Genomic DNA, 18,188 nt, shown 5'->3' with positions numbered 1-18,188 from the left:
AAGGTCTATTGATTGCATACATTATACGATGCAATAGCTTCTTAACTTTCCCACGCTGGTATGAGCCAGATCAGGTCCAAAGGGTCAAGAAACTTCGTAGTGTTTCCCTCTCAGCCTGACTCATCAGACTCCCCTAGTTAATACTATTTAGTTTGATGCTAGTGTAGCAGATATTACTAAGAGATGGAAGCTTATTTTTTCCTTCTACTACGCAAATAATATTTCTGCTAGATAAATAATAACTGTTACCGTTATACAACTAACAATCGTTGAAAATAATACAGTTTGTGCAGCGATTGCTGATTCCACATCGTATTCTAATGCTAGACTAGAGCTATTGCGGGATGTTGGAAAAGCACTGGCGATCAGCAATGATTGTGCAACAACTCCGTCCAAGCCCAATAGAAAAATAACCGCCAATGCTATAGTCGGCCCAATAATTAAACGCGTAAAACAACTAATAAAAACCGTTTTATTAAACATTGATTTTATTTCAAGCTGTGATAGCTGTGCACCCAAAGTAATTAATGCCACCGCAATAAAACCATCTGCTACATGGTCTATCGGAATTCTAATAAACTGTGGAATACCAATATTCCAATAGTTCATAGCGACTCCAATAATAAGTGCGTGAATAATCGGCATTTTAAAAAAGTCTTTGATAATTGAGAGACCTGATTTTGTAGAGGAAATTAAATTATATAAACCATATGTATAAGTTGTCATATTTTGAAATATAACAAGAATGACTTGAATGGCTACACCAATGGGCTGCATGGCAAAAATCATCTGAGCAACAGGAATACCATAATTCCCTGAATTAATGAGTACAACGCTATTTTTAAAGACAGCTGCCTCCGTTTTAGCTAATCCAAGCCCTTTCGCTAAAAGGTGACTAAGCAGCATTTGACTCCCCATGAACAGCACAATAAATAGCGCAACCTCTCCAAGCACAGATAATTCTACACTTGTTTCATATAAATTAATAAAAACAGCTGCTGGCATAAAACAATAGGTAATAAGCTGCGATAATGCTTTTAAGTTAAAACGAAATTTCTTTTGCAAGATCGCCCCTAGTACAAGTAACACTAAGATAGGCGCTACAATTTGAAAGAAAATCATGCCGAGATAAGCCACATAAATGCCCTCCTTTCCATCCCTAATAGTAGTGCTGATTATTCATGAGGTCAATCAAAGCGTAATAATAGCTCGGTTATCCTTTCGTTATAGTGTGCTATCCATTCCTTTACATAGCTATCCTTTTGCGAAGGCTCTTTCTGTTATACTTGTTCCTTTTCCCTTAGCTATCCGCCTCTTTTCGTCTTCTATCCGTCATCACAGATCAGATAAAAGAAAGGCTACCTTCCGATTAGGCAGCCTTCCCCATTTTTTATGCAAGTTTAAATCGATTCACGACCTCTTGTAGCTCCTTAGAAATATGATTCATATTGTCAATAGACGTTGCTACCTTTTGGAGCTCTGCTTGTTGATCCATTGCAGAGGCACTTACTTGTTCAGCAGAAGCAGCAGTTTCCTCTGAAATCGCTGAAATGCTTTGGATAGCCATAATTGCTTGATTTTTATATTCCAATATATGAGCAAGCTTATTCATTAACTCCGTAATTGAAGTAGCGATGGAATGAGATAATTCACTGCTGTCTTTAAAGGCTCGCTGTGTGCTTTGTACGGATTCACTTTGAGATTGCATTAAATCTGCATTTGAAGTGATAACAGCGATTGTTTGAAAAGAACTATTTAGGATGTTCTCTACAGTATTTTGAATCATTTCTGTTTCTTTTCTCGATTGCTCCGCTAGCTTTTTTACTTCCTCCGCTACCACTGCAAACCCTTTGCCGTGTTCGCCAGCACGTGCAGCCTCAATACTGGCATTTAAAGCTAATAGATTTGTTTGCTCTGTAATATTTTGAATAGAGGAAATAATCTGATTAATATTGATAATACTAGATCCCAATGCCTCCATTTGTTGTTGAATACGTCCATTCATCTCATTTGTTTCACTATTACGCTCGTGTAAATTTTTAACCTCTTCCATCCCTTTTTCTGTTGTTGCATTGGTTTGATGAGAAAGCTTCACCATTTCATTAGAAAGTGCAGTAATAGCATCAATTTGATCTGCTAAATCCATCATTTGGCAATTTGTTTCTTCGGTATCCTCTGACTGCTTGGATGCTCCTTGTGCAATTTCATTAATAGCTACTGAAACCTCCTGACTCGAAGCAATGATTTCACTAAAGACCTCATGGATCTGATTGGAAGATTGGTTCAATAATCCCGTAGCGTTTAAGACTGTTTGCATCGCATCGGTGTTTTTATCAAGCATATTGTTATAAGCAGATGCCACCTCTCCAATTTCATCAGCCTTAATATATTTTTCATCTACTTTTTGCGTTAAATCTCCCTCTGCTGCTCGTTCAATTGATGCACGCAAGAATTTTAACGGTTTTAGCTGTCGATAAATAAACAGCACACTTGCAACAGCCATGAGTACCACCATAATAATGCCTGCCACCACTGCAAACATTGATACATAATGATAAGTCTCTAAGATTTTTGATTCCGGCAGCACGATTTGAACAATCCAGGCTTCATCCGTATTCTCTAAAAGCATCGGGGCAAACACATTAAAGGCCTTCTCCTTTAACTGCTCAGAATCTATATACATTGTTGTGATTTGGCCGCTCTCCATTGCTTTGTCTATATTAGTCCATGCCGCATCCTCTTGCATATTACGCCCATCTAGCCCTTCACCAAAGCTATTAGCTGTTAACATACCTTGATTGGTAATAATGGTAGCATAACCGCCTTCTGGTGCTACAGATTTTGTTAATTCATTTAAGTAATCAATGGAGATATCTGCTGTCAACACCCCAAAGAATGCACCTGAAGCATCGACTAATGGCACTGAGATAGTTGTCATTAATACAGTCTGTCCATTCACATTATAATCATAAGGCTCCGTTAAAACCGAGCGCCCTTCTTCTTTTGGCACCCAATACCATTCGGAGACAGCTCTATCATCAGTTCCTTCCACAACAGCAGACGTAATGTCATTATTATTTTTACTTAGATAAGGGCTAAAACGCTGTTTTGGATCAAGTAAAGTTGAAAATTCATTTGGTTCAAGCGGAATGGTATCCGGATCAAAAATAGCTCCTACGCCTACTAAATCCTCATTATTAACTAAATTCCTTTCCATTATGTCTAAGATTGCTTTTGGGGATAATGTATTATTCTGTTCCATGCTTTCAACTATTCGTTTTGTTGTCAGCAATGTCGTATTTGCTCTTTTAAAACGCTCACTCATAATAGCTGCTGAGGACTCAGCCGTTTGCAATGCTCCATATTCTGCATCTTCTATACTTTGTTTTTTGATCATAACTCCTGTTATAACTGTATAGGTTATAAATAATACTAAAAATAGCCCTATTACAAGAGAAGATAGTTTTAAAGCAATACTTTTGTATTTTTTCATCCCTAACACCTCACTTTGCTATTAATCATAAAGGATGCCCGTTTATAGCACAATAAAATATTTAGCGAATACAGTAGAAAATTACATTATTATAGATACATTTACGGATATTATTCTAAGGATTCAGAGGGAATGACCAAGGACTTATGACTTATTTAATTTTATGTTTATAGTAAAACAGGCGGCAACAATTTTATATTATAGAAGGATATGATATATTATCTATTAATTCGAAAAAAAGATTGGAGTGACCACTAATGAGAAATAAAACGCTATCCATATTAATGTCTACAGCCATTACAGCCTCCTTAGTATTACCAGTATCTACTGCTAATGCTACTTCCTCTCTCAATCAGTCAAATTTATATGAGGCCCAGATAGTAGCAAAAACAACTGTGAAAGGTGAATCTGTCACAATAAGAAGCATTACAAAAGACACGGTTCTAACAACCAATGGGACATTTAAGGTTAAAGACTCGTTGAAGCCTCTTTTTGATACTTCAAATAAAGCAGCCTTAACAAATGCTCAAGCTACACTTGTCGTAAAAAATGGTCAAATTACAGACGTTACAGCACTAACATTAAATAAAGCAGGTACAAATAAAAAATCGGTATACTTTGACGCTGGAGATGCACAAATCTCAGGTAACCTTACCGTCAATGCGGACTACATGAAAATTCAAGAAGTCACTGTTGATGGTCAGCTTATTATTACAAATAAAGTGAAAAAGGCAATTACATTGGATGAGGTATCCGTTGGCGAAACAATTACACTAAAGCCTCTTTTAACAAAAAAAGCAAATTGGCTCTATGTTACTTTAATAGATACAAAAGCTGCGCATGTCGATTTGACACGTACTAAAGTCAGTGTATCTTCTAATCAAACGATTGCAAAGGTGGATATAACAGGTGACGTGCCATCCTTTGAAGTGATGGGAGATGTAGAAAAGCTCACAATAAATGTGGACAGCAATTTCAGCCTCTACGGTGAAGGGAAAATTGAACAAGTTATTGTGGAGGGCGGTAAAAAAGTAGCATTAGATTCAGACCACTATGTAAACAAAGTACAGGTAGACAATCAAAATGTCTCTGTGACACTACCAGTTGTTGATAAAAAAGAGCTCAATACACTACTCGCCTCCCCTCCATATGTGCATGTATCTATTAACGGATATGATGTTTTAACAACAGAAAAGTGGACAACACAGGCAGATCGTACTGTATTTGAAACAGCAGTAGCAAGCGCAAGAGCTGTCGCTAACAATAGCAGTGCCTCACAAGAACAAGTGAAAAATGCTATTTCACACTACAAAAATGCACTAGCCGTCTATCAAGCTGTGCAAAAAAATGGCACAAAATATGGCTATGGCGATAAAGCTTCACTACAATCATTAATTCATTCGGTTCAATATGTATCGGTTTCTTGGTACAACGGCTCAGATATTTATAATAATGCTCCTTGGACAACACAAGCTGAAAAAAATGCATTGGAATCCGCAGTTTCATCTGCACAAGCAGTTGTCAATAATTATAATGCAACGCAAAATGAAATCGTCAATGCTACTACGCAGTTAAACAATGCCATTTGGATCTATAAAAATGCTTATAAATATGGAACAAATGGCTATTATGTTGATAAAACTAATTTACAAACATTAATTAATTCAGCTAATGCTGCATCCTACGGTGTAATTATTTCTGCTTACGGAGACGGTAGTGATGTTTCTATTTACAACTACTGGACTACTCAATATGATTTGAATACGCTTAATTCTTATATTAACCAAGCCAATACAGTGTTTAACAATCCTTATTCCACTCAAAATGAAATTTCTACTGCCTATAATAATTTAAATAGCGCACTTAGTAACTTTAATCTAGCAAAAAGGTATAAATCCTACTAATCGAGTAGGGGGAAATAAATAAATTATTTCGTCCCTTTCACACCACCGTACGTGCGGTTCCGTATATGGCGGTTCAATTTATATGACAGTGTGTACTTTTTGATAATGTTTTAAAGCAGAGGGAAACCCCCTCTGCTTTAGTCTTTTGTTTGAGATGGCTCTTTGGACAACTTTGGATAATCCTATAAATCGGTAACTTTTTCGACAGTAGGTTAATCCTTTTGCTTCTTTCTCCGGAATTCCTAGCTGAATAAGCGACTTAATTTGTTTCTTCGCTACCTTCCATTGCTTCCAGATAATCACTCTAATTCTGGAGCGAAGTTTCTTATCTATCTCAATCATTGCTTTTTTCATATTTGAGATTCTAAAGTCATTAACCTACCCTAGTATGACTTGTTTTAGTTTTAGAATTCGGTAGTCCAACGGAACACTCCAATTTCGCTTTGTTAATTTTCGAAGCTTTCTTTGAAATTTTTGTATGGATGTGAAATGGGGTTTTGCTTGGTATTTCTCATGTTTAAAATCGTAATAGTAGGCAAACCCCAAGAATTTCAAATCTTTTGGACGAGAGATTTTACTCTTTTCTACATTGATGATTAACCCCAACTTATTTTCAATAAATCTCACGATGGATTCCATTACTCGATTCGCCGCTTTCTCACTCTTCACAAAGAGGAGGGCGTCATCCGCGTATCTCACAAATTGAAGTCCTCTACTTTCCAGCTCCTTATCCAGTTCGTTTAACATAATATTACTCAATAGTGGACTAAGATTTCCCCCTTGCGGAGTCCCGACAGATGTTTCTTCATATTTCCCTTCACCATGACCCCACTGACTAAGTATTTTCTGATTAACGAGATGACATCACCATCCTCTACTGTATTGGCAATAACTCGCATCAGTTTATCATGCTGAACTGTGTCGAAGAATCTTTCGAGGTCAATATCTACGACCCAATCGTTTCCGTCATTCAGAAATTCCAAGCTTTTTATCATAGCCATCTCACAGCTTCTTTTTGGTCTAAAGCCGTAACTGAATTCACTGAACTGCTTTTCAAATATCAGACTGAGTACTTGATGAATGGCTTGTGGAACGACTCTATCCACTACTGTTGGTATACCCAATTTACGCATCTTGCCATTTTCTTTTGAAATTTCCACTCGTAAGGTAGCTTGTGGTTGGTATTTTCTTGTTCTGATGGGCTGACGTAGTTCATCACTTACGCATTCATGGCGTTGAAACACTATAAATTGTTCAGCCCTTCATGAATAGCTTCATTACTATGGCTTCTGCTGACTTCTTGCGGCTACCCTTTTTCGACTGTACTTCTGTACATCCGCAAGACCTCCCAGGGTAAGACACCTATCTTTCCTCTTTTACTCGCCTGATTTACCCTACAAAGTTACGCACATCTTTTGGACTTTGGCTTGTATGGGAGCCTTATCCCTTTGTAGAGCCTTGGTATCAGATTTCTGTTCGTCGAGCCAAGATTTTATTTCACGCTTCCTCCAGCCCTTACCTCACGATAAGTACCTTGCGCTTCCTTAGTGGTTGGTCGATGTGTACCTCCACAGTGGACTTTCACCACCTAGATAGTTGCATGCCTGGCACACCATGAAAAAGGACTCTGTGGGTTGCAGAGTCCTTTCCATCTATACTAACTAAAAGCATCCATTCGTGATAGCTCATTAATCTGCTTCCAGCTCCGATACCAGCTTTCTACTTCCTCACATGGCTCTACTGCGAAATGCTCCCGAAGCATTTTCTTTAATAACAAATATTGCTCCTCCACAGCAGCCGCATTATTCAGCAAATCATATAGCTTCATCAAGGTGAAATAGTTTTCCTCCTCATCAGCGCAAAGTGCTTGAACCCTTTCCCGTACCTTCACAGCAGCAATGTAGTTTTGATTTATACTATAAAATTCACTTAATTGAGAGGCATGATGTAACCATAGTCGCCTCAAGCGCTCTCGCTCACCTTCAGCCCATAGATAATCGCAATCTCCTAAAAAATCACCCGTATACATTTGAAATACCTGTTCATGTTCTTCTAAGGTCGTTGCTTGGACAGGCGATAATAATTTTAAGCGAGATAGCCACTGTTCTACATCAACGACTGCATTTTCAACTAATAATTTATAGCCTGAATTTAACAAAGGACTTGAAATTTGAATGCTATCCAATCCATAGTGCTTTAATGTTTGACGTATTGTATAAATAGCTGTGTAAAGTTGCTTAGATGCTTTATCGATATCAGACTCTGGCCAAAATAACTCTAAAATGGTATCACGATAGATGACTTCATTACGATGGTTCAGCATATAGGCAAATAACTCCTTTGCCTTAGATGTTCGCCATTTCATAAGCTGTGTATGACCGTCTGGTGACACAACGTATAGCCCTCCAAAAAGCTTAAGCATTGTATGTTGTGCTGTAGCCTTTTTGTTTTTATTTGAGATTTTCCCAAGCCGTTCCAAGGTTTTTTCTAAACGTGGAATTTGTATAGGCTTCAATAAATAATCAATAGCGTGTAGATTAAATGCATCAATTGCATATTGATCGAATCCGGTAGTAAATACAATCTCTACGTTAGGTAATAATTCTTGAATTTTTTCACCTAATGCTAAGCCATCCATACCAGGCATCACTATATCTAAAAATACAACGTTTGGTTGTAGTTTTTCAATATGATTTAACACCGTTAGAGAATCGGTATATTCGCCAACAATTTCAATTCCAGGAACCTTACTTTTCTCGAGTAATGTTCTTAGTCTCGTTAATGGTAAATGCTCATCATCTATTAGCACGATTCTCATGTGTACCCCTCCTTTTGGCTTATTCCTTATTATTATCGTTTTCTTTTTATAAAGTTTGATAGAGAACTTACTACTTTAGAAGGTGAATTAAAGCTACCTGTCGAAAAATTATAGTTATGATGAAAAAGAAAATATTATCCAAAAATTTTAAAATACTGTTGATTTCTGGGCTGTTTTTTTGCTTTCTTGCTCTTCTTCGATTTACATGGATGGATTTTACAAATATTTCAGAAGGAGTCGCCGCACAACAAGGAACTATTGATTTAACAAACATAGATACTAGTCATGATTTTAAAGTTAGGCTACAGAAGGAATGGGAGCTTTATCCTAACACCCTTCTTTTTTCAGAAAACACCAAATCGTTGGAATCGGAAAAAGTTTATACAAATCAACCTGAGGCTTGGGATCAGTATTTTCCACATAATGATGAAGTTCGTTATGGCTCTTATCGCTTAAAAATTTTAAAGGAACATACTTCCCCTCAGATGTATGGCATCACAATACCCGAGGGCTTAGCTCCTTATGAGCTTTATGTAAATGGTCAATTAATTGGAGGGCTTGGTAGCCTAACTTTAGAGAATGAAGATAACGCTCCCATTGGCAGACCTATTACGCATTATTTTACGCTAAATACAAGCGAAAGCGAAATTATTATACAAGGTGTGCAAATAAACCATTATATACAGGGTGGTTTTAGCCGAGAGATAATTTTTGGTGATTTGCACTCAATGGAAAAGGCTACATTCTTTTCTATTACCACTCAAATGGCAGTATGCTTAATTTTTTCCTTTTATTTACTCTTTACAATTTTACTATGGATTATAGGTATCCGAGATAGATCACTTTTTTATTTTGCAATGATTCTTATTTCTACATGTGTGACAGTACTCGTTTCCAGCAATAAAGTTTTATATAACTATATACCAGTTAATTGGATTTGGGCAAATAGGCTATTTTATTTTTCATACATCAATAATATGTTGTTCTTTGTACTATTTCTACGTGAATTAATGAGGGAATATGCTAAGCCCAAAATATTGACGATCGTCCCGTTGATCTGTGCTACCTATCTATTATTTATTTTAACAGCGCCTATTGAAATTATTCTTAAAACAAAAATTATATTCACCATACTTTTTATTACCTCTCCTATTATTATAACTATTTTCATGTTGAATATAGTTATTAAAGGGCAAAAAGGTGTAATCTTTTTATTATTAACTGGAACAGCTGTAGCAACTAATTCTTTATTTTTCTCTTTAAAGCAAAATAGAATATTGCCGTATAGTCATTATCCCTTTGATTTGCTAATCGGGATTACTGCTTTATCAGCATTTTGGTTTACACGTTACTTCAAAACAACCATGCAAACGGAAGAGCTCTCTGTAAAATTGCAAAAAGAAATTCATACAAAGGACGACTTTTTAGCAAATACCTCTCATGAACTACGCAACCCACTGCATGGTATGATGAGTATTGCTCAAACACTGTTAGCTAAGCAGGATCAATCCTCCGCTAAACAAGATCAAGATGACTTACGGCTACTCGTAAGAATTGGTAACCATATGACCTCTATGCTGGATGATTTATTAGATTTAGTGAAATTAAAAGAAAAAACATTACGCCTACAGCCTAAACCATTAAATACGTATAATCTCGCCAGTGGGGTATGCAATATGTTTCGTTTTATGCTAAAGGGCAAGCCTATTGAGCTTATTGTACGTATACCAAAAGATGCTCCCCTTGTCTTAGCAGATGAAACACGCCTTATTCAAATTTTTGCAAACCTAATCCACAATGCTATTAAATTTACGGAACAAGGTTCTATTACAATTGACGCTGAAGTAGTTGGTAAAAAGCTGTATATATCCGTTACAGACACAGGAGCTGGTATTGAAAAAGAGATGCAAGAAAGAATTTTTGAGCCTTATGAGCAGGCTGATTCAACCATAACATCTGTTGGTGGTGGATTGGGATTAGGTTTAAGTATTTGTCAGGAGCTTATGTCCTTGCATGGTGGAACACTATCGCTGTCATCCACTATCGGCAAAGGCTCAACCTTTACGTTCTCATTGCCAATTGCTAAAACGCGCAATGTTGAAAACGATGAATTAAATATTAATCAGGACACAACCCTATTCAAATATGCCCCATTATTAGATGGTTTGTCAGTGGAGCCTAACATTACAGCTACTACAGATAAGAATTCATTGGTAACAAGCCATTCACGGGTGCTTATCGTTGATGACGATGCTGTAAACCTACAAATACTTGTAAATGCTTTTTCGACGGAGCCCTTTGAAATTGAAACGGCTTTAAGTGGAGCTGAGGCTCTCGAAAAACTGCAAGCAAGTAGCTTCGATTTAGTGATTTCCGATATTATGATGCCACATATGTCTGGCTATGAACTGGCTGAGCATATTCGTGAAAAGTTCTCTATTTCAGAGCTACCAATACTATTTTTAACAGCTCGACAGCAAAGTGAGGATATTCGACTTGCCTTTTTAAGTGGAGCCAATGACTATGTAAAGAAGCCAATGGAATACATGGAGCTAAAATCACGTGTGCAGGCACTTATTCAAATGAGGCAGTCCAGTGAGGAACGTCTACGTATCGAGGCTGCATGGCTTCAAGCACAAATACAGCCTCACTTTTTCTTCAACACGCTAAACTCTATTATTTCGTTACATGGTGTGGATGATGAAAAAATGGAGGAATTATTACTTGCTTTTAGTGATTATTTACAAATGAGTTTCGATTTTAAAAATGCTGATTTAATCGTACCAATCGATTACGAATTAAAGCTTGTTCGTGCCTATATTGCTATCGAGCAAATTCGCTTTGGCGATAAAATACAGGTAATGTGGGATATTCCTCAGCATATGGAGTTATTTGTACCGCCTCTAACTATACAAACACTTGTTGAAAATGCTATTCAACATGGTATTTTACAACAGCAAGAAGGTGGCATTGTCACAATTTCTATTAAAGAGGACGAGAAGTATTTTACAATAGCTATCTCTGATAATGGAGTTGGCTTTGAGCATAAGGGTTCTAAAAAGAAATCAAGTGTTGGCCTTGTCAATACAGAGCAACGTCTAAAGCAGTTATTTGGTGTCACACTAACAATAGACAGTGTGATCGGTCAAGGCACAAGGATTTCCTTCTCCATTCCTAAAGGCTAATAGAAAATAAAGTCAAAAAAGACCAGGCTTACAATAAGAAGCCTGGTCTTTTTTGGTTTGTTTAAGGTTTGAGACATTGACAAGATTACATAGAATAGTATACCATATGCTCCTAAACAAATTCTGAACAAAGTATTATTCAGCAATCACATCTGTAACTTCTGAAAGCTGAGCAGCCTTTATTTTCTTCTCCGCTGCCTTTGCTTCAGCCTTACTTGTAAATAATGCTGTCTTCAATCTCCATTTATCACTTATCTGTTCCATATGTACACCCCAGCCAAAGCGATACTTGAATACATCATGTACATTTTCAGCGGCTTGTCGCGTTTCATATGTACCTGTTACAACATGATACCTCTCTATATCAGTCGGTATTTTTCTCTTTCGTACAGTTCCTATTGGTGCATTTTTTATATAGGCGAGAAATTGTAACCAATTGGCTTGTCCTTCTCGCATTTTACGAGGACAATTTTTACCACTAAAATAATAATGCTGAACGACATTTTCAATTGGAATGCTTTCATCTCTCATGATTCTAGCAACTACCTCAGCCGCATTATGAACAGCTTGTGAATAATCTCCATCTGAATTTACACATATCGTGATTTGAATACCTTGTAAATTTCCTTTAGCTGACCCTGCCCCTCCACAGGCATAGTTAAATTCAAACGACTGAACAGCCTCCTTATCGTCCACCGTTAAATGCCAACTCGCCTCTCGATGCATACCATTAAACTGTAATCGTGCATAGGCATCTGCATCCGCCCCTGATTTTTCATTATCTGTTTCATGAATAACAATATATTTCTTTGTATTTTGTTTTCCATACGTTACTTTAGCTGCCTGTGCTTCGGGAACTAAATATTGACGCCATACCACCATTCTATCCCATCCCTCAAATCATCATTGACATTTTTTTACATTTAATACATTCGCAATTCTTTACTATTTCTAAGCTAAATAATACTACTTCTAGCTTACGCCAATGGACTCAACAAGTTCTGAACAATGCTCCATAAACAGAAAAAGACTAGGCATTAAACGCCCAGTCCATTTTGATATTTGTACGTTGTGATGTTCGTAATTATCTCAGCTTTAACTTACCATATTCGTCTCAACAAGTTCTGAACAATGATAAAAATTAAAGTTACCCTGTGTATTGTGGTATGGAAAAACTGATGTTACCTGTATTTCTGTCTTCGTTTAATTCTTTACGCCCACACGCTGCATTACCTTCATCAACAATGAACTTTAAGCGGGAACTAGCTCCTCGGTATTTGGACTTAGCTCTTCTATACATTAAATGATGTAAGCTTCTATCCTTTAATTCTTCGGAAAACAATGCAATGCTTTTGGCTTCTGTACACCCTAGAAAAAACAGGCATAGAGCTAATGCCCATGCCTGTTTCGCCTACTTGCTTATTCAGCTAGCTGTTCATTGCCATCCTCGTCTATATAATAAGCATGTGTGCCTGCTGCTTCTTCAATTTCTGTAAATGCCCAGTGTGTCGCTTTCACATCTGGGAAGCTTGGTGTAGTAACACCATGTAATGGACCGCGCTCAAACATACGGTTAATCATGACTACTGCCTGTGCACGTGTTAAGGCAGCGTTTGGTGCGAAGCGATCATTTTCTAACCCGTTGATAATGCCTGCTGACCGGTTTGCTTCAATGATCCACTGTGCCCAGTGTCCTTTTGTATCCTTAAATGTTAAAGATACATTTTCTTCCACAGCCAGCTCTTTAAAGTTCGATACGACCGTTGCCATTTCCGCACGTGTAATGTTTGCCCCTGCATGGAAGTTGCCTGCATTATCACCATTCATAATACCCTGTTCCTTGACAAATGCAATCGCGCCTGCTGCTGGGTGATTTGTTTGCACATCTATAAAGGGTGCTTGATTTACTTGTTCCTCTGTATAGCCTAAAATACGTGCTAGCATGAATGCTACTTGTGCACGTGTTACGTTTTTATCCGGACCAAATGTGCCATCTGGGAAGCCCTGGATATACGCGGTATGTGTACCCTCTGCTTCCTTGGCTACCTGAATAATCGTAAAGGTACTGAATTTCTCTACTGTAAAGCGCAGACCTAGCTTACCATCCTGCATCGTCACCACTTCTGGACGAACGACTTTCTTTTCACCATCTGTATGTTCAATAAATATTGCTAAGCTAGCTAAAAAGGCTTGACGCTCCGCTGTATTTGTTGGCAGATCAACACCTTTTAATGGAAGTGTCACCACAACAGGGCGTGATGGTAGATTTGTTTCAATTGTCATTGGACGTGCGACCACATGCACATCATTGCTTTGTAGTGTTTCACGCACCACACGCTCTGCACGGGCACGCTCTTCAATTGCCTGACGTTCGCTTTCTTTTTTCACAGGGACTAAACGGAAATAGAAGTTATCAGCTACCCCATTCATCGAGCTATTTGGAATCGCAATATGCGCATTATCTGTGGCAATTTCTAAATCTAAGCCATTGTCACGTAAAATTTGTAGGGATTCTTTTGGTACTTCCACTGTCACTTGATCCACGGCATCCTGTACATCGGGAATGACAATACGTGCAATGGTGTTGCCAATCTCTTTTGCCTTCTCTACTGCCTCTAAAGCTTGGGCAGGTGTTAAGTTGACAAAGTCTGTCACATGACCATCTGGATGCGTTGTGCGCTCAATTTCCACTGTTGTTTTTTCTAGTGGGTGTTCGCCATCCACCTCTAAATCTACATGGATGATGGTTTTTGTCTCTTTGGGTGTTTCTGGTGTCGGGGTTGGTGCTGGCGTTGTTGTACCGCCTCCACCCGTATTGCCACCGCTACCCGAGCTTGCTTCACGGTAGACTTTAATTGTATACTGTTTCACATTGCCGTTTGCATCCGTTACTGTCATAACAATCGTATTCCAGCCTACCTGAAGCGGAATTTGATTGAGTGTGCCTGGCTGCCCATTTACAGTTGTTGTCACGGTTGCACCATTTTCGACTGGAATTGCTGTAAAGTCAATCGCTGATGTTGGATAACCGACATTCATTGTGTAATCCGTTGTATCCGTTTGGAAGCTTGGGCTTAACGAGCCACCTGTTGACGGTGTTAAAGCACTTAACCCTTGTCCCACTTTTACTAGGGCATTTTGTGCCGCTGTTAATTGGGCGAATGCCTGATTTACCTCTTCCTGTGTAGCTGTTGGATTATTAATGACCGCTTTCGCCGTCGCTAGCTTCGCCTGATATTCCTGCCAAGTTGCTGACGTGTAGGGTCCCGCTGCCTCTACCTGTGGTTCCTCACCCACCTTGGCAATCAGTGGTGCTTTATCCACTGTGGCTACTGTAAACGTATGTTGCTTGGTAACCGTTTGCTGACCATTTGTTGCTGTCGCTGTGACGGTGTATGTGCCATTTGGTAAATCTACTGGCGGTGTATAGCTCCATTCACCCGTTACAGGGTCTACATCAACGTTTACATCTACTTCCACTACTTCACCATCTGGCTCTTTTGTGAGTGTAATCGTCACTGTCGATGGTGTCGTTGTCACATCTACTGTCCCACTGATTTCTGGTCGTGGGCTCATTGTGATTGTGCCTGGCTGTGTAATTTGAAATGCTGCACTATATGGATTTTCTACTTCTTTATTAAAGCTAGCTACCTTCGCTCCATTTGTGCCTTCCAATGAGCCTGTACCATCGTATTCTACCGTTACTGTTTTTCCAGTTACATCTGGTGTGTTCGGGAATGTTAACACAAGTTTACCGTCTACTACTTCAAAATTTGTTGGTGTTACTTTCACACCATCTACATCAATTGCAAAGCCCATTAGATTCGTTAATGTAATGTCTTTATTGAAGTCCACTGTGATTTTATTGCCACCTGCTGCTTGCTCAAGCAAGGCTGTTGTTGGTTGTGGTACTACCTTTGCTAAATTCCCACGTGCTTGCTCTAATTTTCCTCGTGCTTCATCTACTTCTTGTTGAGTTGCTGTTGGATTTGTTAACACAAGCGTTGCTTCTCCTAACGCCTCTTCTAGCTCTTGCCAACTTTCTGGTGTATATTCTTCCTCAACTAACACATCAACCTCATCTACTTCTTTTTGAAGGTCTGTTTTATCCACAAATATCACTTTTTTAGATGCGCTTAATATAAATGTTTCATCTCCTAGCATACCGCCATACTCGATAACATAGCCTCTAACAGTATTATTTGTTGGAGAATAGTCATTCCATTTTCCAGCTTTAGCTCCTGGTCCAAAGATATGTGCCACATACTCGCCATTTGCAGCATTATTTGGTTCAACAGTTCCATCCCAGTTTGTGTAAGCGTTATCTACAGGTCCTGGATTTAGATCTGCGGGAGTTCCTGCACGATAGCCATCATAGAAAGCTAAGCCTTTTCCATCATCAGCTAAACCTTCTGGACCTGTTACCCAACGCCAATCACCACGCATTGTTTTTCCAGGGCTCGCCTCTGTACGGTTAATATCTTTTGCACCAATCCACCCAAGACCTCGTGTTTTATCCTTTACAAACGTATTTTCCTCCTCAGTTGTAATTGTTACTAAATAACCTTTACGTCCAAAGTAACTTTTTTCTTCTGCTTGTGTTTTTGCCGCAAACCAGGAAATCGTTGCCTGAGTATCTATATAATCATAGAAATGCCCATTTGCACTGTAGGCTAAAGCGTTCCCTAATGTAAAGATAATATTACGCTCACTACGGTCAGTTGAGATGGTCATAAATTGAACATTACGCAGAGCTGCTTGATATTCTGCAATAGATGCTGTACCGCTTAATTTTAAAATCCCTGTTGTAGCATCATAATTACTTGTGATATTAGGTGTATTCGTAAATTCAAGACTATCTCCTGATTTAAAATTCTCAATTGCTACGTTTGCACCATTTAAATCATTCTCATAGCCTGTTAAAACAGTTGAATCAATTGTTACACCTGTGTCTACTACTACAGGTACATTCTCAAGTACATTATTGATAACGACCGCTACTGTATCTCCAGGGGATGTTGCAATAGCAGCTCCAGTTACCAGCCGTTTCAGATTGTCCCTTGCTGTATTTAAATTAGCTAATGCTGTTGCTACCTCACCAATTGTTTTATTAACATCTTGTAATACAGCCTCTGCCTCTGCTAACGCTTGTTCAAAGGCTGTCCATGTTAACGCTGTATAATCTGTCTCTTGCAAGTTTTCAGCAGTAATCTCATTAACGCGAGTTTCTAAAGCTTTTTTATCCACATGTTTTACAAACGTAAAGAAGCTACCATTTCCAAACTCACTATTTGGTAATGTGACTGTGCCTGTTGTTTGGTTAAGTGAATATGCTTTTGTTGTTTCTTTAGGGAAGTTACTATTAGATTCGTGTACATAAAGATATAACTGATAGTCGGCTGATTTTGCTTCTTCTACTTGTAATGTAATTTCTTCGTTAGTCCATATTCCATTTTTCTCTACTTTAAACACACGTGGCATAATCTTTGTTGTATTTGTGGTAGATTCAGTATGAGCAATTGTAGAAGGTAAATCCGTATTAGGAATTTCTATCGAGTAAAGACCTGATTGGTCATTATCACTAAATGTAAAGAACGTTAAGTTATTGTCGATTTCATTGCTATTATCTTTATTCGATACTTCAACTGTATCACCAAGTGCAATCGTCACTAACTCACCCTCTGCTTGTGATTTAGATTGCTTTTGATACAATGCACCATTATTATCTCGACCAATACCTGTGATACGGTGACCATAACCTGTGTTCTCACTTGCTGTCCACATGTTTGTGCTACCATTACTCGCTACATAATCAGTCGCATTACCATTTTCATCTTTAATTGTTAAACCATATTTTAAGCCGAGATAGCTGTTGACTTTTTGACGTTCTAAAGGAGTAAGCTCTCTGTTATATAATAATACTTCGCCTAGTATACCGTCGTAGCGTTTGGAATGAGAAGAGCCTAGGTAATAAGCTCCTTCAGTAGCTGATGATGCATAGTTAATCGTATTAGTTGAATTTTCTTCTAAATTTATACCATTAACAGTGAGCTTCATTTTATCTCCACTACTAATTACATTCAGAACATCGAGTTTTCCTAATTCAGGATTTTCATAACTAATACTTCCCGTACTACTAAAATACGTTCTAATATTTGATGACGTATACTCCGTATTATTGGCTACATATGCACCACCGAATTCCCATGGTATCCCTTTGTCGCTATTGCCTGCGTTAGCGCCTACGGGTGTTTGCACAGAGAATATCTCTCTTGCGTTACTACTATCAAAGGTAGTCCACGGTGCAGAATATTGACCATCAAGTGCATTGCCATCTGCCCTAAAGCTTCTTAACCCGTAATTGAAATTAATGAGTGATTGAGGATCATTCTTTTTAATTTTTCTCCCACTATAATTATCCCATACTCTATCTATAGCTAAATCTTGTAGTTTTTCAACAGGAACTCCATCACCTAACTCTGAATCTACACTTTTCTCTACGTCCACCCATGAAATTAGTCCATCACTCACTCCTACTCCCCCAGGATAAACGCCTGCTGTGTATTCAGTATCAGCCTTGGCTTGTGGAGCTCCTACAAAAGACAAACTGCTGGCGACTAATGTTGTTGCAATAAAGGTGTTTAGTGAACGCCTCCACCATTTTTGTTGCTTTGTTTTGTTCATACTATGCCCTCCTATCTATTCTTTATTTAGTTATAAAAAAGTTCATTAAGTATGTAATCTCCCCCTCTACATTAGATTTTTCTAAAAGAAATTAGAACCCTTCA

General features: G+C 38.2%; 7 protein-coding genes, 1 pseudogene and 1 riboswitch. Of the genes and pseudogenes, 2 read left to right on the top strand and 6 right to left on the bottom strand.

Going from position 1 to position 18,188, the window contains the following annotated elements; translation table 11 throughout:
• Positions 1–30 precede the first annotated feature (30 nt).
• A riboswitch (TPP riboswitch) is annotated at positions 31–145 on the bottom strand.
• Between the two features lie 62 nt (positions 146–207).
• Positions 208–1,137: an AEC family transporter gene (locus MHB44_RS01440; RefSeq protein WP_341301291.1), complete on the bottom strand. Its 930-nt coding sequence runs from the start codon at positions 1,135–1,137 to the stop codon at positions 208–210.
• Positions 1,138–1,390: 253 nt separating this feature from the next.
• Complete coding sequence (locus MHB44_RS01435) at positions 1,391–3,493, bottom strand: methyl-accepting chemotaxis protein (RefSeq protein WP_341301290.1); 2,103 nt, start codon at positions 3,491–3,493, stop codon at positions 1,391–1,393.
• 257 nt (positions 3,494–3,750) lie between these two features.
• Between MHB44_RS01435 and MHB44_RS01430 the strand changes: the two genes are divergently transcribed.
• The gene (locus MHB44_RS01430; protein ID WP_341301289.1) at positions 3,751–5,397 is read left to right on the top strand and encodes an S-layer protein; all 1,647 of its coding nucleotides are present in this window, start codon (positions 3,751–3,753) and stop codon (positions 5,395–5,397) included.
• A 378-nt stretch (positions 5,398–5,775) separates the two neighbouring features.
• Here the strand turns inward: MHB44_RS01430 and MHB44_RS01425 are convergent.
• Both MHB44_RS01425 and MHB44_RS01420 read right to left on the bottom strand, forming a co-directional pair.
• A pseudogene (locus MHB44_RS01425) lies at positions 5,776–6,530 on the bottom strand (reverse transcriptase domain-containing protein).
• A 524-nt stretch (positions 6,531–7,054) separates the two neighbouring features.
• The gene (locus tag MHB44_RS01420) at positions 7,055–8,215 is read right to left on the bottom strand and encodes a response regulator (RefSeq protein WP_341301288.1); all 1,161 of its coding nucleotides are present in this window, start codon (positions 8,213–8,215) and stop codon (positions 7,055–7,057) included.
• Positions 8,216–8,424: 209 nt separating this feature from the next.
• Between MHB44_RS01420 and MHB44_RS01415 the strand changes: the two genes are divergently transcribed.
• Positions 8,425–11,400, top strand: a complete 2,976-nt coding sequence (locus MHB44_RS01415; RefSeq protein WP_341301287.1) for an ATP-binding protein — start codon at positions 8,425–8,427, stop codon at positions 11,398–11,400.
• Positions 11,401–11,535: 135 nt separating this feature from the next.
• Here the strand turns inward: MHB44_RS01415 and MHB44_RS01410 are convergent, their stop codons facing one another.
• The gene (locus MHB44_RS01410) at positions 11,536–12,282 is read right to left on the bottom strand and encodes an N-acetylmuramoyl-L-alanine amidase (protein ID WP_341301286.1); all 747 of its coding nucleotides are present in this window, start codon (positions 12,280–12,282) and stop codon (positions 11,536–11,538) included.
• 537 nt (positions 12,283–12,819) lie between these two features.
• Entirely contained in the window at positions 12,820–18,084 is a 5,265-nt protein-coding gene (locus MHB44_RS01405; RefSeq protein WP_341301285.1) for an S-layer homology domain-containing protein, read from the bottom strand.
• Between the last annotated feature and the right edge of the window lie 104 nt (positions 18,085–18,188).

It is taken from the genome of Lysinibacillus sp. FSL H8-0500 (assembly GCF_038051955.1).
Taxonomy (GTDB): Bacteria; Bacillota; Bacilli; order Bacillales_A; family Planococcaceae; genus Lysinibacillus; species Lysinibacillus macroides.
Note: the sequence above shows the minus strand (reverse complement) of the source record. Positions and strands in the feature narration are given on the sequence as shown.